Consider the following 19,212-nt stretch of genomic DNA (forward strand, 5'->3'; position numbering starts at 1 on the left):
ACAGTGGGTCGGGTTACCGGATGCGGAAATGGCGAACGTGGTCAGGCCTTCAAGCTTGGAGTACGCTTCTTTCTGTCCATCGACAACCCGTGGCCGGCTCCAGGTCCAGTGGCTGGAGTGGAGCAGATCCTGGCCGGCCGAAGGATGACATGCCAGGCAGGTCCTGGTCACCTCGCGGCCACTGTTCAGGGTCTGGGTCAGGTTCCGGTGCGCCTCGGCAGCCGTGGCCGGGCGGCCAGTCAGCCACAGGCCAAGCGCTGCCAGCAGCAGAAGCCGCCTTGCTCCGTGATGTGTTCCCATCATGCTGTCTCTTTTTTTCCGTGTCGGTTGACGATGTTCTCGATGTCTTCTCTGGTGATGGTCTCTCTCTCCAGCAGTGTCTGGGTCATCTCTTCGAGGATGGCTCTGTGGTCGGTGAGGATCTGCCGGGCCCGGTCATAGGCCGACTGGATGATTTTCTTGACCTCCTTGTCTATGAGCACGGCGGTCTCTTCGCTCATGATCTGGTTTTTCCCGCTCAGCGGGTCCGAGGCCCGGAAGGTGATGGGGCCGATGGCCTCACTCATTCCCCATTCACAGACCATGCGGCGGGCAATATCAGAGACCCGCTCGATATCGTTGCCGGCCCCGGTGGTGATCTCGTTGAAGATCATTTCTTCGGCCACCCGCCCACCGAGCAGGGTGCACAGGGTGTTTAGCAGGTAGGTGCGGTCATGGGAGTGTTTTTCCTCTTCCGGCAGCTGCATGGTCAGGCCCAGGGCCTTGCCCCGGGGAATGATGGTGACCTTGTGGACGGGATCAGCTCCGGGCAGCATCCAGGCGACCAGGGCGTGACCGGCCTCGTGGTAGGCCGTGACGGTCTTTTCCTTTTCCGTGATGATCAGCGAGCGCCGTTCCGCACCCATCATGACCTTGTCCTTGGCCTCTTCAAGCATGGCCATGGTCACTGCGTTTTTCCTGGTCCGGGCCATGAGCAGGGCGGCCTCGTTGATCATGTTGGCCAGCTGCGCCCCGGAGAAACCCGGCGTTCCCTTGGCAATGGTTTTCCAGTCCACATCCTCGGCGACCTTGATCTTTCTGGCGTGTACACGGAGGATCTGTTCCCGGCCACGGACATCGGGCAGCGGGACAAGGACCTGGCGGTCAAAACGTCCGGGCCGCAGCAGGGCGGGGTCCAGGATGTCCTGACGATTGGTGGCGGCGATGACAATGACATGATCATTGGCCTCAAAGCCGTCCATCTCCACCAGCAGCTGGTTCAGTGTCTGTTCCCGTTCATCGTTGCCGCCGGCGGCTCCGGAGCTTCGGTGCCGGCCCACGGCATCGATTTCATCGATAAAGATAATACAGGGAGCCTTCTTCTTGCCTTCCTGGAACAGGTCCCGGACCCGCGAAGCGCCAACCCCCACATACATCTCGACAAAGTTGGAGCCGGAGATGGAATAGAAAGGAACCCCGGCCTCGCCGGCAATGGCCTTGGCCAGAAGCGTCTTGCCCGTACCCGGTTCACCGTAGAGAAGAACGCCGGTGGGTATCCTGGCGCCGGCCTCGGTGAATTTGTCTGGACTTTTCAGAAATTCGACGATCTCGATGACCTCTTCCTTGGCCTCCTCGATGCCGGCCACGTCCTTGAAGGTGACCTGGGGGTGCTGGGTGTCAATGAGCTGGGCCCGGCTCTTGCCAAAGGCCATGGCCTTTGGCCCGCCACCCTGACCTTTGCCCCGCTGCATGAAGACAAGCCAGATGATGATGATCAAGAGGAAGGGAACCCAGGAGAGAAACATCTGGAGGAACCAGTGCGGTTTTTTCTCCTTGCGTACTTCGATGTTGATCCCCTTTTTCAGCAGATGGGGCAGGGCGTCGTTGGTGGGCGGGACAATGGTTTTGTACAGGGTGCCGTCGGATGTCCGCCAGGTGATACTGTCTTCCTTGATTGTCACCGTGGAGAGCATGCCCTTGTCCACCTTTTCGAGAAACTCATTGTAGCGGACCAGGTGATAGGGTTCCGGTGCCCCTTTGAGCATGTTGAAAAGGAGCATGCCTCCCAGGGCGACGATGAGCCAGATGGCCAGATTTTTGTAAAAATATTTCAATGAAATCTCCTGAGTATGTTTTGAGCTTGACCGCAGGTTCACTGCGCGGGCTGAGCCAGGTCTGGCAGGAGGGCGCAGAGTGCGTCCTGGTCAGCGGTTTCTTCAAGGGAAAAGAAGAGGCATTTCCCGGTGATGCCCGGGACTTGATGATCAGGTACCACAATTCCCGATAAAGGTAAAGTGTCTATACGGAGATTCGCAGGATTGGCTGGGACGCACCGGGGAGGGAAAGAAAAAGAACCCTGGAGCCGCCACTCCAGGGTCTGTATCAGGGCTGTCTCGTCTTTTGGCTTTTTCTCTTGAGCAGCTGCCTTATTAGGAGCATTTTCAATGCCAGAAAATTTCACAATAGGTGTTCTTTTCAGGGGATATCGCCAACCTGCTGAAGATAAAAGTTTTGTTTATTGATTGGCTACCACAGGGTGTCTTCCGGGCCTGAAAAAACACTTGACCCTTAAGACGCAAAATACGTCTATCTTCATTTTATTTTGGCTTTTTTTGCTTCTTTGTGGAAATAATGAATCGCCATTCATTGGGCAGAAATTGCCCGTCTGTTCATTTGTGGAAACTGCCAGATTCGGTAGATGTAACCAGTCGTATTCACAAAATATACCTTGGGAAATAGTAATTTCCGCTTTTCGCAATATAGTTATAAGGGATTAGTATGAGTCCTGCGGTTACAAATTATCTTAAAAAAAAATGTCAATAAATGTTGACAACCGGCTGGCGCTTTCGCTATAAGGGAATCATAAAGGGTTCAGGTTCGCTCCGGTCTATGTCCCGGAGTGTAGGATATTATACAGAGACTTTAGCAAAGGAGGTGGTACGGAAGAAAAAATGAAATGACTGTTTTTTCATCCGCCAGTGAAAACCAGTCAAACATGTTGTTCTTTCCAGTTGAACTGGAAGCAAGGAGGAACCAATGGAAGCTGTTATTTTTCTCGTTTTTTGGCTAGGTGGTGCTGCACTCCATACCCTGTTTGACGTCAAGATCAAACCGGTCCTTCAGGCCGTCAGGGAAGAAGGAGATTTTTCCTAGCCGTCCGGCATGGGTATTGTCGCCATGCCTGCTGTACCGGTCGGCTGACGGCCGGATGTACCTGGATGCCCGGCGTCCAGTTTAAAACCAGACAAGCACTCCCGAGGGTAGAGGACCCGCCGGTCTCTGCCTGTCTGGCTGCCAAGAAGGAATTATGGAGGAATGCTATCATGAATAATGTACTGACCAGGGTACTGCCCCAGGAGGGTGGCCTTGAAGCAAGCTCATCAGGTGCTTACAACGCAGCGATTGGAATTTTCGGTCTGCTGACGCTTGTTGGTGTAGCTTTTGGTGTTCATGCCTTTTTTGCCGGCCACGAGCATGTCTACGGCATCTCCAGGGAGATTCCCTGGGGCCTCATGCTTGCTGCCTATGTATTTTTTGTTGTCACCTCAACCGGTCTGTGTCTCGTGTCCTCCATTGGACATGTCTTTGGCGTCGAAGCCTTCAAGCCGATTGCCAAGCGGTCGGTTTTTCTGGCCATCGCCACCATCATTTCCGGTTTTGTCGTCATCGCCTTTGAAATCGAAAATCCCTGGCGTATGGCCCTTTATAACGTCATCTCCCCCAATCTCACCTCCAACATCTGGTGGATGGGTACACTGTATGGTGCCTATCTCTTTTTCATGCTCATTGAGTTCGCCCTGCTCCAGGCCGGTCAGCACAAGACCGCCGGTATGTTCGGGCTTGCCGGTGTAATCGCCGGTGTGGCTGCGCACTCCAATCTGGGTGCGGTTTTCGGCCTTCTCAACGGCCGTGAGTTCTGGCATGGTCCCTACATGCCCATCTACTTCATTACCTCGGCCATGATGTCCGGTTGTGCCGCGGTTATCTTCTTTCACTGGGCAGGCTACAAGATCAACGGCTGGCAGATGAGCGACAAGCTGCAGAAATCTCTGAGCTCGGTTGCCAAACTCGGTGCCCTGCTCTATGTCACCATCATGTTCTTCACCACCTGGAAGATTCTCTCCGGGATCGCCGGTCATCCGCCGGGAAAATATGAAGCCATCATGGCCCTGCTGACCGGTCCCTATGCCAAGAATTTCTGGATCGCTGAAATCGGCATGGGTATGGTACTGCCGTTCGTCATCATCCTGGCTGTGCGGGCCAAGAACATCAGCGCCATGGCGCTCGGTTCGCTGGCTTCCATCATCGGTATCTTCTTCATGCGCTATGATCTGGTGGTCGTCGGCCAGATCGTCCCGGGGCTGCACGAGTACAACATCGTGAGCCTGCCGCATCTGTTCTCGTACTCTCCTACTCTCCACGAGTACATGATCACCATGGCCGGGTTCACGTTCTGCGCCATGCTTTTCATGATTGGTGAGCGTATGTTCCGCGGGCATCTGTCCGAGGATCACTGAGGTGAACTGATCCGGAACGGGAGGCGGTCCTCCGCCATCCCGTTCCGATTTCCCAGGAACGAAGGAGAACTACAGCATGGCCAGAAAGAGGTCTGAAATCAAGTCGATGCGCCCCGATGTGCCAGTCTACCCGATTGGCGTGGCGGCCAGGCTGCTCAATGTGCATCCGCGAACCCTGAGGATTTACGAGGCCGAAGGGCTGATTTCTCCGGCCCACGTGGGGTCCAGGAGGATGTTTTCGGATCATGATATCCAGTGGATAACCTGTCTGCGCACCTTGATCCACAAGGAGGGAATCAGCATACCCGGTCTGAAGAAACTGCTTGGATTTGCTCCCTGCTGGGAAATTGCCGGGTGTCCGCCCGATGTTTTCGAACAGTGCGGCGCCCGGGTGGACCGGGCTGTTCCCCGGACACTCCATCCGGTGGGCGATGAGGTCGCAGCGCAGGAAGCCAAGAAAGCGGACCAGGAAAAGCGCAAGACCGTGGTGCAAAAAAAAAAGCGCAGCTCATCCGGTTAGACACGGTGCGTGCCTGTCGGGCCCGTGCCGCCGGGGCGGCCAGGGGGCAGCGATTTTTTGCCTGAATCTGTTTCGCGAAAAGGCATCGGTCACCCCTTGTCTTGCCGATACCGGCAGTTGAGAGCCTGCCGGGCCGGGTTCAGGACTGTTTGATCCTGGCAGGGGAACCAGGCATAATGAAAAAAAAGCCACTCCGAAGCCCCTGGACTTCGGAGTGGCTTTTTTTTATGTGATTATCACTGAAATTCAGCCACCGACACCGGTTTCAATGCTGAAGATTGACGGTAATCAGATTTTTTTATCAGCACTGCGGCATGCCCGGGGTTGCAATGGCCGGAGGGACAGGGCCGACATGCAGATGGCTGTCTGTTGGGCGGAACTCCGGCTGGAATGTGATTTTTTCTGTGCAGATGCGGGGTCAACACGGCTGATCACGGACCAGATCAGACTGGCCACTCTGTGGTGCTGTTTTTTGCAGGGGCGGGAAAGCCCGCTGGATACAGGATAGGTGCGCGGGAAAAGTTTTGTCAAGGTCCAGGGTGAAAAGAGCACGGTCGCGGTAACTCAGGACGCCTTGCGCAGCTCTCTGTCCAGGGGCCGCTCCAGGCCATATTTTTTGATTTTGCGCCGCAGGGTGTCCTTGGAGACCCCCAGTTCCCGACAAGTGGCCATCTTGCGCCAATTATTGCGCTCCAGCGCCAGGTAGATGGCCTGCTTCTCCACCTCCTCCAGTGTCTGGGGGCCGGCCCCGGTGGAGCCGGGCAGGGACGAGTCCGGTCCACTGGTGCCGGTGAAGGTGTCGGGCAGGTGTTCGGGCTGGATGTAGCCGCCTTCGCAGAGGATAAACGAGTATTCTATTATGTTCTCCAGTTCCCTGATATTGCCGGGGTAATCATAGTGCATGAGAATGTTCAGGGCACTGCTGGAAATACCGACAATATCCTTTCCCTGCTGGGCACTGTATTTTTTGATGAAATGCTCGATGAGCAGGGGGATATCTTCCTTCCTTTCGCGCAGGGGAGGGAGCTGGATCTTGACCACGTTGAGCCGGTAGAAGAGGTCCTCGCGGAAGAGTCCCTGTTGGACCAGTTCCTCCAGGTTGCGGTTGGTGGCGGTGATGATCCGCACATCTGCCTTGACCGGCGTATTGGAGCCCAGGGGCTCATAAACTTTTTCCTGGAGTACCCGCAGCAGCTTGACCTGGATCGAGTGGGGGATGTCACCTATCTCGTCCAGGAAAAGGGTTCCCCCCTCGGCGGCGGCGAATCGGCCTTTTTTGTCCTTGCGGGCGTCGGTGAACGCCCCGGCCTTGTAGCCGAAAAGTTCGGATTCCAGCAGGGTTTCGGGCAGGGCGCCGCAGTTCACCGTGATAAAGGGTTTGTCCCGCCGTTCACTGGCGTTGTAGAGGGCCCGGGCGATCAGTTCCTTGCCCGTGCCGCTTTCGCCCAGGACCAGAACGGTGCTTGGACTTCTGGCGATTTCCGGCATGATCTTGAACAACCGCTGCATGGCCACCGATTTGGAAATGATTTCGTCAAAGGTGTACCTGCGGGAGAGTTCCCGGCGCAGCTGGGTAATGGTTGAGAGGTCGCGAAAGGTTTCGACCCCGCCGATGATGTTGCCCTCGTGATCGACCAGAGGAGCGGCCGAGATGGAAATGGGCACCTTTTCACCACTTTTGTTGCGGATGGTGATGGAGCGGTTGGCAACCGGAGTGCCGCTGTACAGGCTTTCGGCAATGGCGCAGTTCTTTCCGCAGATGGAAGAGTGAAAGACCTCGCTGCAGGATTTTCCCAGGGCATCCTCGGCACTCCAGCCGGTAATGGCTTCCGCTGCCGGGTTAAATGAGGTGATGCGCCAGTTCTTGTCCACGGTGAAGACCCCGTCGGCAATGGATTCCAGGATCATGCTCTTCCGGATGGAGAGGGTGTTGTCACGGAAGGTCTCGATACCGCCGATGATATTGCCCTGATCATCCACCAGGGGCGAGGCGCTGATGGAGACCGGAATGGAGGTGCCTTCCCTGGTCTTGATGAAAATCGGTCGGTTGATGGTGGTCTTGCCATTTTTTATGGCCTGGCGTAGCAGGCAGCCATCGCCGCAGATATTGGACTGGAAGATGGTGCTGCACGGCTTGCCCAGGACCTCCTCGCTGGACCAGCCGGTCAGCTTTTCCGCCGCCCGGTTGAACGAAGTGATATTCCAGTTTGCATCCACGGTGAAGACCCCGTCGGCCACCGAGTAAAGGATGAGATCGTTGCGGACGTTGACCGTGTTGTCGCGAAAGGTCTGCACCCCGCCGATAATCCTGCCGTCCGGGGTGGTGATCGGGCGGCGCTGATGGAGACCGGAATGGAGTTGCCGTGCCGGTTCCGCATGAAGATAGCCTTGTCGATGATGGGGTGGCCATCCTTGAGGGAATCCTTGAGCAGGCACATCTTCTTTTGCGCCTTGCTGTGAAAGATGTCGCCGCAGGCGGAACCGATGACCTCTTTCCTGGTCCAGCCGGTGATTTTTTCCGCCGCCTTGTTGAAGGAGGTGATCTTCCAGTTCTCGTCCACCGTGAAGACCCCATCAGCGATGAAGTCCAGGGTAATCTGGTGAAGCAGGGTATGCTCGGTGGCGTCCTGCATGCTGATGATGGCCCCGCCGGAGCCTTTTGCTTCAGGCAGCGGAATGATGGAGACGAGCATCGCCTTTCCCGTGTCGTTACTACTGGTGCACACTAGGACAGGATGGTTGACAATCACATGGCCCTTGGCTATCGGCTCGCACAGCTCCGCCAGGGAGGAGAACTGAACCTTGGAGCAGAAGATCTCCTCGATGGTGAGCCCGACGAGTTCTTCGGCTGGGACGCCGATCATCTGCCCGGCCTTGTCGTTGACCGATGTTATGCGCCAGTCGCGGTCTACCTGAAATATCGCCGCCTTTACCGAGGGTTTTGGTGTGTTTTCCGGGGAGCTCATGATGTCTGTATACGTGGTTGCTGCCGAATTTTTTTGATATGGTTGCCTGACGATTCAGATATAACCGGCAATATCGATCAGGGCAAGGTATCTATGGGCGCACGGGATCGCGAACATGGCTTATTTATTCCGAATTTTGCCGGGCCCATTTCAAACGAGACAGGATAATGTTTAGAAACATCGGAAATTATACTTTACAGGAAGCAATGTCTCAAAGAGAATCTACCCGGAGCGGGTGAAAATGATCCGGAGATTTCATGGAAAATTGATCAATATTATGCGCTACATTGATGAGTAAAGCTTGCAATTTGACAATGCGGAAGTTATAAAATAACCTATTTTCTGAATGAATTGTCATTCAGGGAAAGGGGCAACGGCATGTGGTATACAGGTACAAAGGTTTATACCTTATTCACCATATTAAGGGAGAAGTAGAATGAACATCAAAGAACTGGAAAAGCTTCGGAATGAGGGTGTGGACAGCCTCCCCTCTGAAGAGCGGCGAACGTTCCTCAAGGCCGGACTGGCAATTACCGGCGTATTTCTTGGCGGAAAGGTTCTGTCGCTGACAGCAGCAAAGGATGCGCACGCAGCCATCGGTCTTCCGCCAAAGACCAGCGGCTTTCCGTACAAGCCGCATTATTCCATGGTCATCCGCCAGAATCGGTGTGTTGACTGTGAACGCTGCAAGGAAGCCTGCGCCAAGACCAACGACGTACCCTCCTACGGGTACCGGACCACGATTCTGGAACAGCTGCGTATTGTCGGCCCGGCAGAAACAGAGACCATTTTCATGCCTGTGCTCTGTAATCACTGCAACCGGCCACCCTGTGTCCGGGTCTGTCCCACCAGGGCTACCTACAAGGACAAGAAAACCGGCATTGTCATGATGGACTACAAAAAATGTATCGGCTGTAAGACCTGTATGGCCGCCTGTCCCTACAATGCCAGGTATTTCAAGGAAGAAAACCGCGCCATCGATAAATGTAACTTCTGTTATGATACCCGCCTCTCCAAGGGCATGAAGGATACCGCCTGTGTGGCTGCCTGTCCGGCAGATGTCCGCGTGTTTGGCGATCTCAGTGATCCGGAAAGTGAAGTGTACAAACTGGTTCACAAGCCGGACCGGCTGGTATGGGTTCTGCGCCCCGAAACAGGCGCCCTGCCCAATGTCTATTACATGAATGACTGATATCTGTCCGGGATGGTTGATTCTGTACAATGAATTTTGAAGTCCGGTTCTCTGTCAAGGGCAGAACCGGACCTTCATGAAAAATCTGGGAGAGGATAACAATGAAGTTGCAAAAAAAGATTCTATATACCTTTGCGGTGGCTGCCTGTACCGGCCTGATCTACGCTGCCGGCAGTCAGGCCAGCTCCGAAGCCGAGAGTCAGACTGCGGACAGCTACGGTCCCACTGTCATCGTGTCGAAAAAGCCTGTGAAGATGATGTTCAGTCACAAGTACCATGCGATCAGCCTGGGACTGGACTGCAACACCTGTCACCCTGACATCTTCGAGAAAAAGAAGGGCTGGGCCGAAAGCCAGGAAGATTATAACATGGAAGGCCTCGACGAAGGTAAGTACTGCGGGACCTGCCATAACGGTGACGATGCGTTTGCCACCAACGACGAGGCATCCTGCACCCAGTGTCATGGTGAAATGAATCCGCCCAAGACCATTATCTTCGACAAGCCTGTGAAGGCAGTGGTTTTTGACCATCAGATGCATGTCGACATGGACCTGGGCTGTTCATCCTGCCATAACAAGGTGTTCAAGATGCAGCTCGGTGCGGCCGAGGAACATCCTGAAAAGTTCGTTATGCAGGCCCTCTATGAAGGCAAGTACTGTGGAGCCTGCCACAACGGCGATGATGCCTTTGCCTCGGATACCAAGTGCACCACCTGCCATATCGGCGTCATCGGTTTTGAACGCCTGATGAGCGGTGGCAAGGGAGAGAAGAAGGAACATGGAGGCGGACACTGAGCCATCCTGTTCCCTGGTCGCTTTGAAAGGCCGGTGGATCTGCTTTAAAGCATAGCACACAGTACCTGCCACTCGCCTCATCTTTCGGGGCAGGACCGTTCCGGTCCTGCCCCGATTTGTAGTTTGCCCGGCATGGCGGGCAAACCCAGCCTGCGGAACGCAGGCGTCACCCTGACCAGGGGGAAGACAATCCGAGTCGTAAGGGCGTTGCTGGTAACGGCAGGGTCTGAAGGAAGCGATAGGAGGTGAGCGGCACATAGCGCAAGCGAACCTGATTCGGCGTATCAGGAGGGTAAGCGTCCTAAATAGCGCGAAGCCCGATACCTGGTCAGTCCTGATACGTGATTGAGGATGCGGTCGCTCACAGGGAGTTCGCCTTAACCGGGGAAGCCTTGCACTGTTTCCGCATTAAGCGGAAAAAGAGAAGCACAAGGAGAAATCCAAGGCGGATCGAAGCGGTGTGAGGTGGCAGATGATTCCGTAGTAGTGATGAAATTCCGGCCTGTGAAGCCTGGTAACAGTGTGGAGGATAAAACCGGGATGACCCAACGGCCTGGTTCGTTGGGGGCAGTTATGAGCCAAAAGCCATATCTGTTGCGAAGGGATGAAGTTTATTTGAAGGTTTTCCGGAATCTATGGACACCTGGCAGTCTGAACACAAGCCGTCCGACGGGACGGGGCACGCTATCGGCGGTATGCCGTGACAGGTCCTCTGCCGATTTTGGCCGTTCACCGGAGTAGATGGGAGTGTTGATCGTATATTGCCCATGAGGATAGAAAGCGGTCGCGCCCATTGAAGAACCGAAGTCTCCAGGTGGAAATAGAGGAAGGGAAACGCAGGACAGGAGCATGGTTGACGTCTGGTACAGCCTATATGATCGAATGCTGAGCCGGGAGAACCTGGTCAAAGCATTCTACAAGGTGAAATCCTCGAAAGGAGCTGCCGGAATAGACGGCCAGTCCATCGATGATTTTGCCGGATCACTTGCGACCAATATCGATCATCTCCTGACGGAACTGCAGGACAAGAGCTACCAGCCGCTGGCCGCGCGACGGGTGGAGATCCCGAAGCCGAACGGCGGGAAACGGCTACTCGGCATACCTGCAGTCCGTGACCGTGTGGTACAGCAGGCCCTGCTGGATATACTTCAACCAATATTTGACCGCGATTTCCATCCGTCGAGCTACGGCTACCGTCCTGGTCGGAGTTGTCACCAGGCAATCAGCAAAGCCACGATGTTCATCCGGACGTACGAGCGGAAATGGGTAGTGGACATGGATCTGTCGAAATGCTTCGACACGTTGAACCATGACCTGATCCTTGCCTCGTTCCGTCGCCGGGTCAGCGATGGAAGTATTCTTGGTCTGCTGGAGAAGTTTTTGAAAAGCGGTGTTCTGACAGGAGATGGTTGGCAGGCCAGCGAGGTCGGCAGTCCGCAGGGCGGAGTTATCAGCCCGTTGATTGCCAACGTATACCTTGATTCCTTCGATCAGTTTATGAAGAATCGTGGCCACCGCATCGTCCGCTATGCGGACGACATCCTGATCCTGTGCCAGTCAAAGAGCGCAGCCGAAAATGCACTGAACCAGGCCAGTCGTTATCTTGAAGAAGAACTGCTGTTGACCGTCAACCAGGAAAAGACCCATATAAGCCACAGCCTCAAAGGGATTAAATTTCTTGGAGTTTGTATCCACTCCGTGATGACCCGAATACAGCGAGGCAAGGTGAGGGCCTTCAAGGCGAAGGTCAAGGCGATGACCCGGCGTAACTCCCCGGTGAATCTTGAGAAGGTGATAGCCGACCTCAACCGGTTGCTGAGGGGTTTTGCCAACTACTTTCGGATAGCGAACTGCAAGGGTGAGTTTTCTCGGCTGATGGGGTGGATCAGAAGGCGGCTGCGTGCTGTTCAGTTGAAGCTGTGGAAAAAGCCGCGCAGGCTACACCGCAGACTGAGACAGCTGGGCTATAGAGGAGAGTTCAAAAGTATCAAGATGAACTCCTGGGCCAATGCAGCAAGTCCACTGAGCCATTATGCCCTTCCCAACAGCTGCCTGCATGGGGAAATGGGGCTCTTTGACCTCGCATCTGTACAGACCGGAATTTCTGTTTCAGTATGAAGGAAAATAAACAGGAGCCGTATACGAGGCCCGTACGTACGGTTCTGTGAGAGGGATGAGGCAAGCTTAATTACCTTGCCTCACCCTACTCGATTTGTACCTGTCACCCCCTCTTGTACCTTTTCTTCCCCTCCCAACCTTCAGCTTATTGCCATTTTCCCTTGACCTCCATCGCACTGCCACCACCTCCCGACTCCAGGGCTCATTGTGCGTCCCCAGTAATCACTGGCTGCAATATTTAATTGGAAAAGGAATTTTTTCCTCACCATTATCATGGGTTAGGGCATCGGTGATTCCAGGATTCACTATGCTTGAAGTTGCTGTAAACAGCTCTCTTCACCCGTTCAGTGATTTGTTCCGGATTAATTTTTTTCCAATGGGCGCATTTTGCGCCACCAGTTCGGTGTGGTTTTTTAACTGTATGAAATAACGATATTATTAATCCTGGTTGCAGGGTGGGGCCTGGCGGCTTCCTGGAACTGCCTCGTTCAGAGACTTGGACCTGGATCACGGACGGACAGGATGGTATCTCTCTGAAAACATAGTTATTACAGGATGTTGCCGGTTTGCGTCCCGGTTGAAGCCTGATTGGGCTATGGGCGCATTTTGCGCCATGCTTCTGTGGGCGGCAGGGCGTAAAACGCGCCATGAGAGAAGGTTATTTGTATGGTTTTGCTTCCTCTGATCCCGGGAAGTTTCTTTTTGTATGTCATTTTACTCCTTTTATATTCGATAGTTATCCTTGGTGTCCCCTGTTTGTCAACCACTTTGTCCCGGGGTGGCACATCCCTTGCGATAGAAGGGGCAAACGAGAAAAGTACCACCTGGCTGAAAGACGAGAAAGGAGATCATCATGAGTATCCTGAGCAACTTCCTGACAGAGCATAAGACACACCGGGCAAACCTGTTCATCGGTAAGCGGATGTCCAGGGTGGTTTCCAGAGTGAGCGAGATATTCTGGTTCAGCCTGTCCTTCTTCCTGTTCCTTATCCTGGGACCGTTTTCGGCCATAGCCGTTATCGCCGGTCTCTGGAACCTGGCGGGGGAACATCGGGACAAGATGGTTGAGCCGGCAAGTGTTTAGAGGGTTTTAGGGATTCGAAGGAAATCTTCGGGGTAACAAACAAATCAAGGAGGAAAAAATGGCAAACAACTTTTCAATCACTGCGACAATGGAGCCGGAGGTAGCGCGGCCTGGTATCAACGTGCTTGCTGCCCTGTTCGGACTGATGCTGTTCACCGGCATAGGCGTTGGCGTGTACGGGTTCTTTGTCGGCCACGAGCATGTGTACAACAACACCCGTGAAGTCCCATGGGGGTTGCTGATCTCCACCTACGCGTTCTTCGCCATCACCTCAACCGGCCTGTGCCTGCTGGCGGCGATCAGCCACATCTTTGGCGGCAACCGGATCGCACCGCTGGCCAACAGGATGGTCTGGCTGTCGCTGGTGACCATCATCAGCGGCTTCACGGTCATCGGCATGGAGATCGAGAATCCCTGGCGGATGGCGATCTGGAACGTTATCTCGCCCAACCCGACATCGAATATCTGGTGGATGGGAACCCTGTACGGCATGGCGGTGGGCTTTGTCCTGATCGAGTTCTGGCTGATTCTGACCAGGAATTTCAAGACTGCCATTGCCGTTGGTATCCTGGGGGCCTTTGCTGAGATGGCTGCAAACAGCTGCCTGGGCGGTGTCTTCGCCACTTTGCCCAACCATCCGTTCTGGTACGGTGCCCAGCTGCCCGTCTACTTCCTGAGCTGCGCTTTCCTCTCCGGTGCTGCAGCAACGGTTATCTTCACCCATTACGCCTATGTCATCCGCCGCAAAGAAATCGACGAGACGGCCTTTTTCGGGATCCAGGCTGCGGCCAAGGTCCTGCTGCTCATGCTTGTCCTGGTCAGCGTCGCCACCTTCTGGAAGATGGTTTCCTTCTATGTCGGTGGCCAGGAACTGGGTCGGGCCTCGGCCGATGCCCTGATGTCTGGTCCGCTGTCCACCAACTTCTGGCTCTTTGAGCTCGGCATTGGCCTGGTTGCTCCGGCCCTGCTGCTGGCCCTGACCCGGCTTCGGAGCGTGGCTGCCATGTCCACCGCCGCGCTGATGGCCCTGGTCGGCATGTTCGTCTCCCGTATGGACATGGTCATCGCCGGACAGATCGTGCCCCAGTTTGCCGGTATCGATGCCAACCTGCCGCAGTACATGAATTACTCACCTTCCGGCTACGAGTGGCTGGTGGCCTTCGCCGGCATCGGACTCACCGGCATGGCCTTCCTGATGGGCGAGCGCTACTTCGGCAAGATCTTTGCGGCAGCCAAGCATTAAGCAAACGGGAATCAACGCGAACTCGCAGGGAAGGAGGCAGGACTCCTTCCCTGTAACTCCTGCCAGAAGAGGATTGAGATGGTTGACGAAAAGAAAGCAATTTTCACCATAGGCGTGGCTGCTCAGATGCTCGATGTCCATCCCAGGACACTTCGAATCTACGAGCAGGAAGGACTGGTTAAGCCCATGCGCAAGGGAAAATGGCGCTACTATACCTTAAACGACATCAAGTGGATCGAATGCCTGCGGGAAATGATTCACGAACATGGCATATCCATCGCGGCTATCAAAAAACTGCTCCAGTATACACCCTGCTGGAACATAGCCGAGTGTTCCTTTGAAAAACGCAAGCAGTGCACCGCGTTCATGGCCAACGGCCTGGTGCCGCGCAAGATCGAGCATGCCAAACCGCGCAAGGTGGAGCGGCTCGACCGCAACGTCGCCTGACCGGGCAATCCTCTTTTACTTCCCTTCCTTCCTGCCAGGACAGCTTTCCTGGGCCCCGGCCCCGGAAAGCTGTCTTTTTTTGTTGTCCCGTTTCCAACAGCCGATTGAATGATTCGCCGGACTGCAGTATATAAGATCATCTGGTGCCTGCTGCATTACCAGGGAATCAGCCAGGCCGGCCGTGATTGCCGGGCTGGCTGCATGGTGGTTGTCGTCGTGGCCTGAGTATCCGTTTGTCGCAGGCTGATTTTTTTTAACATCACATGCCGCTCTTTCGGCCTGGAAATAAAAAATATCCCATGAAAGTACCAGTTCGCCCGTTGCTGTTCTGTGTGGCCCTCTCTCTGCTGTCCGCCGGCAGTGGTCTATCCGCCGACCCATCCCCTGCACCCGCTGTGGAACACAATGTCAAGCAGCTCATGGAAACTGACAGTTGCCCGGGCTGTGACCTGCAGGGTGCCAGGCTCAACCGGCTGGACCTGTCCGGAGCCAACCTGGAGGGTGCCAATCTCCAGGGGGCGCAGCTCTATCTCGCCAATCTCTCGGGGGCTAACCTGCGGGGCGCCAATCTCCGTGATGCCGGCCTTGGCGGTGCCGATCTTGCCGGTGCCGACCTGACCGATGCCGATCTGACCGGGGCGGTTCTTGAAGGCGCATATCTCAAGGGCGCCCGGCTGGACGAGGCGGTTGTCGATCGTCCGGCAACCGATATGCCGAAGGTGGCGAAGACAGGTGGGGATGCCGGTGGTACCAGCGTTGTCAGCAGCCAGCCGGCCAGGGAGGCATCCTTCCGGAAACCGGCTCAGCAGGCGCCCGTGCACAGGTCCGCCAGGGTGACCGAGTCTGCCCCGACGTCGGCATCTGCCGAGTCGCCACAGGCGCAGATGACCGGCAGCGGCCCGGATTCAGGGGAAATGGTGTACACTGTGGAAACTCCTGACGAGGCGGCGGTCAAGCGCCAGGAGATGGTGCGCAAACTGCTCGATACCAATCGTTGCCTGGAATGCGACCTGGCCGGGGCTGATCTTGAGGGTAAGGACCTGGAAGGCGCCGATCTGGAGCGGGCCAACCTGGCCGGGGCCAATCTTTCCGGCGCCGATCTGAGCGAGGCCATCCTCCGCGGTGCCGATTTGAGCGGGGCCAATCTCAGAAACGCCGATCTGCGTGAGGCTGATCTGTATATGGCCGATCTTCGCGGGGCTGATCTGACCGGGGCCAGACTCAAAAAGGCACTGGTGGATTCGGCCGAGTTTTCCGGTGCCATCGGCGTGAACCTGGATGGGGCGATCCAGGCGGACTGAGGGTAACTCGTCACAACCACCCCATCTTTACGCGGTCGCGTCTGCCCGCATAGAGGGTGACACCGCTACGCTGTTATAGCGGTCAGCCACGACTGCACAGCGAAGCGACCGGAGGGAGACCGCGAATCTGGGGCGCCTGAGACGAGTTACATTTTTTTCCTTGAAATGTCGGCCTAGTGCGTACCCTGTGACCAGATACGACTGAGGGTGGTGTTTCAGGCCTGTTGTTGAAATATCCTTGACAAAAAGGCGTATATTCGATATACGATAGAATTCCTTGCATAAAAATAGATATTCCGTTTGATATACGAAGGAGCTTTCCATGGCTAATCACAAGTCTGCAGAAAAAAGAAACAGACAGTCCCAGGTCCGCCGGATGCGGAACCGCATGAACAAATCCAAGATGAAGACCGTGGTCCGCAGGGTTGAAGAGGCGCTGATGGCCGGTTCTGAAGAGCAGGCCCGCGAGGCCCTGCAGAAGGCCATTCCCGTGATTCAGAAGACCGCCGTAAAGGGCTCTATCCACAAGAAGACGGCTTCCCGCAAAATTTCCCGTCTGACCCGGCGGGTCAATCGGATGCAGCCGCTTGCCTGAACCAGGCTGCGTTATCGCCTTGATTGATCATTAGGGAAAAAGCCATGGAAGACTCCTCTTCCATGGCTTTTTCTGTTTCCAGGGTTCTCTTGAGCCGCAATGTACCTGAGAATGTCCATGTATTTTCCTGACCAGGAAACCTTTGCAGGGATGATCGGTTCGTCCGGTCTCATTCCCATCTACCGCACCATAATCACCGATCTGGATACGCCTCTGACCATCTTTGCCAAGGTGGCCGGCCAGCGGCGCCATGCCTTTCTCTTCGAGTCCATGGAAGGCGGTGAGAAGTGGGGGCGGTATTCCTTTATCGGTCTGGATCCGTTGGTTGTTTTCGAAAGCACAGGGGATACGGTCACCCTGACCCGTCCGGACCGGGGCCAGGAGTGTGAAGTCCGCACAGGGTGCAATCCCCTGGCCGAACTGCGGAACCTGCTGACATCCTTTCGGCCCAGCAACGCCCCGGGATTGCCGCGTTTTTACGGTGGCGCGGTGGGCTTCCTCGGCTACGACATGGTCCGCTTCATCGAGGAGCTGCCCGATTCCCACCCCCGTCTCGATCTGCCCGATTCCTCGTTCATGGTCCCGCGGCTGGTGCTGATTCACGACAGTGTGGAACAAACTCTGACCGTGGTCTGCAACGTGGAAGCGGACGAAGCGTCCTCCCCGGAAGAACTCCATGCCCGGGGCTGTGCCCGCATCGACGAGATCATCTCGCTCATCCGTCAGCCCCTGCCCGAGTCGATCTGTGACTTCAGCCCGGCCACCACCAGACACGAGTTCACTTCCAATATGGAGCAGGCGGATTTCGAGGCCATGGTGGAGCGGGCCCGGGAGTACATCCTGGCCGGGGATATCATCCAGGTGGTACTGTCCCAGCGTTTCCACACCACCACCAGCCTGGACCCCTTTCTTCTCTATCGCTCCCTGCGGCACATCAACCCGAGCCCCTATCTCTTTTTTGTCCGCCAGGGCGACGTGGTTCTGATCGGCTCCTCTCCGGAGATCCTGGTTCGGCTGGAGGATGGCGACATCGAACTGCGGCCCATCGCCGGGACCAGGAAACGGGGCCGGACCGAGGAGGAAGACCGGGCCCTGGAAAAGGAACTGCTGGCCGATCCGAAGGAACGGGCCGAGCACCTGATGCTTGTGGATCTCGGCCGCAACGACGTGGGCCGGGTGGCCAGGTCCGGCTCGGTGACCGTGCGGGATCTCCTGGTCATCGAGCGGTACAGCCACGTGATGCATATCGTCTCCGGGGTCCACGGCGAGTTGGCCGAGGACAAAGATCAGTTCGATGTCCTGGAAGCCTGCTTCCCGGCCGGCACGGTGAGCGGCGCTCCCAAGATCCGGGCCATGGAAATCATCGACGAGCTGGAGGTGGAACGGCGCGGACCCTATGCCGGTGCGGTCGGCTATTTCGGTTTTTCGGGCAACATGGATTTCTGCATCACCATCCGCACCTTTGTCATGCACGGCCAGGACCTCTGGATCCAGGCCGGGGCCGGTATCGTGGCCGACTCCGATCCTACCAGTGAATACGAAGAGACCATCAACAAGGCCAAGGGCCTTCGCCGGGCCGTGGAACTGGCTGAAAAGGGCTGGTAGGATAGTGGGGGATCGTCCGGGCATCCCGCCGTCTGGCGCCGGTCCGGTCGGTCATGCCGGGTATCCACAGACCAAGCGCCCTGTCTCCACATCCGGTTTCCGGTCCGTGGGCAGGGAAACCATTGCGCACACAGGTAGATCACATGTCCTGTAAGATCGTTATCATCGATAACTACGATTCATTCACCTTCAATATCGTCCAGACCCTGGCTACCAGACCTCCCCACGGGGACGGCTCCTGGCAGCCACCCGAGATCCAGGTTTTTCGCAACGACAAGATCGACCTGGCGGGCATCGAGGCCCTGGGGCCCGACCGGCTGCTGATCTCCCCGGGCCCCTGTACGCCGGCCGAAGCGGGTATCTCCATCGAGGCCATCAAACATTTTGCCGGCCGGATACCGATTCTCGGCGTCTGCCTGGGACACCAGTCCATCGGCGAGGCCTTCGGTGGCCGCGTGATCCGGGCCGGCCGGGTCATGCACGGGAAAACCAGTCCGATCAGCCATGACGGGCGTGGAGTCTTCACCGGGCTGGACAACCCCTTTGACGGCATGCGCTACCACTCCCTGGTGGTGGAGGAGGAATCGCTGCCCGACTGCCTGGAGGCCACCGCTCACACCGACCAGGGCGAGCTCATGGGGATTCGTCACCGGGATTTGCCCATCGAGGGGGTGCAGTTCCATCCCGAGTCGATCATGACCGGGGTCGGTATTATCTTGCTGCACAATTTCCTCCGTCCCGATTACGAGTCTTTGCTGCGGAGCTGATCCGCAGGGAGAGGAGTGGCTCGTACCGCATCTGTCCGGCACCGGATGGAACGAAGATAAGGAACTGACAGAACAGGATACAGA

General features: G+C 56.0%; 15 protein-coding genes and 1 pseudogene. 12 read left to right on the forward strand and 4 right to left on the reverse strand.

What is annotated here, in order from left to right; translation table 11 throughout:
- Positions 1 to 299: 299 nt before the first annotated feature.
- Positions 300 to 2,093, reverse strand: a complete 1,794-nt coding sequence (gene ftsH / locus GF1_RS04690) for an ATP-dependent zinc metalloprotease FtsH (protein WP_267928470.1) — start codon at positions 2,091 to 2,093, stop codon at positions 300 to 302.
- Positions 2,094 to 3,302: 1,209 nt separating this feature from the next.
- On the opposite strand from ftsH, the gene nrfD (GF1_RS04695) reads away from it, so the two are divergent.
- The gene (gene nrfD, locus GF1_RS04695) at positions 3,303 to 4,496 is read left to right on the forward strand and encodes an NrfD/PsrC family molybdoenzyme membrane anchor subunit (RefSeq protein WP_267928471.1); all 1,194 of its coding nucleotides are present in this window, start codon (positions 3,303 to 3,305) and stop codon (positions 4,494 to 4,496) included.
- 76 nt (positions 4,497 to 4,572) lie between these two features.
- Positions 4,573 to 5,016: a MerR family transcriptional regulator gene (locus GF1_RS04700; RefSeq protein WP_267928472.1), complete on the forward strand. Its 444-nt coding sequence runs from the start codon at positions 4,573 to 4,575 to the stop codon at positions 5,014 to 5,016.
- A gap of 564 nt (positions 5,017 to 5,580) precedes the next feature.
- On the opposite strand, the gene GF1_RS04705 is transcribed toward GF1_RS04700, so the two are convergent.
- From GF1_RS04705 to GF1_RS04715, 3 genes and pseudogenes are all read right to left on the reverse strand, one after another.
- Entirely contained in the window at positions 5,581 to 6,924 is a 1,344-nt protein-coding gene (locus GF1_RS04705) for a sigma-54 interaction domain-containing protein (RefSeq protein WP_267929106.1), read from the reverse strand.
- A gap of 78 nt (positions 6,925 to 7,002) precedes the next feature.
- A pseudogene (locus GF1_RS16570) lies at positions 7,003 to 7,254 on the reverse strand (PAS domain-containing protein); the annotation flags it as partial.
- Positions 7,182 to 7,982: a PAS domain-containing protein gene (locus tag GF1_RS04715; RefSeq protein ID WP_267928473.1), complete on the reverse strand. Its 801-nt coding sequence runs from the start codon at positions 7,980 to 7,982 to the stop codon at positions 7,182 to 7,184. The gene GF1_RS04715 and the pseudogene GF1_RS16570, both read right to left, overlap by 73 nt.
- 436 nt (positions 7,983 to 8,418) lie before the next feature.
- Between GF1_RS04715 and GF1_RS04720 the strand changes: the two genes are divergently transcribed.
- The 10 genes from GF1_RS04720 to GF1_RS04765 all read left to right on the forward strand — a co-directional run bounded on the left by GF1_RS04720 (position 8,419) and on the right by GF1_RS04765 (position 19,128).
- Complete coding sequence (locus tag GF1_RS04720; RefSeq protein WP_267928474.1) at positions 8,419 to 9,174, forward strand: 4Fe-4S dicluster domain-containing protein; 756 nt, start codon at positions 8,419 to 8,421, stop codon at positions 9,172 to 9,174.
- Between the two features lie 101 nt (positions 9,175 to 9,275).
- Positions 9,276 to 9,968 (forward strand): c(7)-type cytochrome triheme domain-containing protein, encoded by a 693-nt coding sequence (locus GF1_RS04725; protein ID WP_267928475.1) that lies wholly within the window; start codon positions 9,276 to 9,278, stop codon positions 9,966 to 9,968.
- 849 nt (positions 9,969 to 10,817) lie between these two features.
- Positions 10,818 to 12,086: a group II intron reverse transcriptase/maturase gene (gene ltrA, locus GF1_RS04730; protein WP_267928476.1), complete on the forward strand. Its 1,269-nt coding sequence runs from the start codon at positions 10,818 to 10,820 to the stop codon at positions 12,084 to 12,086.
- Positions 12,087 to 12,939: 853 nt separating this feature from the next.
- A complete protein-coding gene (locus GF1_RS04735; protein ID WP_267928477.1) occupies positions 12,940 to 13,170 on the forward strand; it encodes a hypothetical protein in 231 nt (76 codons plus the stop codon).
- A 58-nt stretch (positions 13,171 to 13,228) separates the two neighbouring features.
- Positions 13,229 to 14,413 carry an NrfD/PsrC family molybdoenzyme membrane anchor subunit gene (nrfD, locus tag GF1_RS04740; protein WP_267928478.1) on the forward strand — a complete coding sequence of 395 codons (1,185 nt, stop codon included), beginning with the start codon at positions 13,229 to 13,231 and terminating at the stop codon, positions 14,411 to 14,413.
- Positions 14,414 to 14,491: 78 nt separating this feature from the next.
- Positions 14,492 to 14,860: a MerR family transcriptional regulator gene (locus GF1_RS04745; RefSeq protein WP_267928479.1), complete on the forward strand. Its 369-nt coding sequence runs from the start codon at positions 14,492 to 14,494 to the stop codon at positions 14,858 to 14,860.
- A gap of 299 nt (positions 14,861 to 15,159) precedes the next feature.
- A complete protein-coding gene (locus tag GF1_RS04750; protein ID WP_267928480.1) occupies positions 15,160 to 16,161 on the forward strand; it encodes a pentapeptide repeat-containing protein in 1,002 nt (333 codons plus the stop codon).
- Between the two features lie 322 nt (positions 16,162 to 16,483).
- On the forward strand, positions 16,484 to 16,756 hold the full coding sequence (gene rpsT, locus GF1_RS04755) for a 30S ribosomal protein S20 (RefSeq protein ID WP_267928481.1): 273 nt from the start codon (positions 16,484 to 16,486) through the stop codon (positions 16,754 to 16,756).
- A gap of 117 nt (positions 16,757 to 16,873) precedes the next feature.
- Complete coding sequence (gene trpE, locus GF1_RS04760; RefSeq protein WP_267928482.1) at positions 16,874 to 18,361, forward strand: anthranilate synthase component I; 1,488 nt, start codon at positions 16,874 to 16,876, stop codon at positions 18,359 to 18,361.
- A 143-nt stretch (positions 18,362 to 18,504) separates the two neighbouring features.
- On the forward strand, positions 18,505 to 19,128 hold the full coding sequence (locus tag GF1_RS04765) for an anthranilate synthase component II (RefSeq protein ID WP_267928484.1): 624 nt from the start codon (positions 18,505 to 18,507) through the stop codon (positions 19,126 to 19,128).
- Positions 19,129 to 19,212: the final 84 nt, after the last annotated feature.

The sequence above is a fragment of the Desulfolithobacter dissulfuricans genome (genome assembly GCF_025998535.1).
Taxonomy (GTDB): Bacteria; Desulfobacterota; Desulfobulbia; order Desulfobulbales; family Desulfobulbaceae; genus Desulfolithobacter; species Desulfolithobacter dissulfuricans.